Origin of the sequence: Snodgrassella sp. M0110, assembly GCF_016101465.1 — a bacterium.
Taxonomy (GTDB): Bacteria; Pseudomonadota; Gammaproteobacteria; order Burkholderiales; family Neisseriaceae; genus Snodgrassella; species Snodgrassella alvi.
In genome coordinates this window covers 1-384 of record NZ_JACFQM010000034.1, presented here as the reverse complement: position 1 = coordinate 384, position 384 = coordinate 1, and the positions used below count along the sequence as shown (strand labels likewise).

1 protein-coding gene is annotated in these 384 nt (G+C 44.5%); it reads left to right on the top strand.

What is annotated here, in order from left to right; genetic code table 11:
- Nucleotides 1-384 (top strand): RHS repeat domain-containing protein (locus tag H3T84_RS11990; RefSeq protein ID WP_198219331.1); only part of this gene is annotated, 384 nt, incomplete at both ends.

The following is a 384-nucleotide window of genomic DNA, read 5'->3' as shown; positions in this document are numbered from 1 at the left end:
ACGGTAATCAGGAACAACACATCTACTACTTCCATACCGACCTGAACGGCATGCCGGAGGAGCTGACGGATGAAGCCGGTGAAATTGTGTGGGAATGCTCATACCAGTTATGGGGCAAACCGATACAGGAGATTACTCATACAGAGATACAACAGAATCTGAGGTATCAGGGACAGTATTTAGACAGAGAAACCGGACTGCACTACAATACTTTCAGGTATTATGATCCGGATATAGGTAGATTTACTCAGCCAGACCCGATTGGGTTGCTGGGCGGTTTGAATCTGTATCAGTATGCACCTAATGGGTTGACTTGGATTGATCCGTGGGGGTTAACAACAGAAAAAATAAAGCTTGATCCAGATGAGATTCTTGTTAATCCTA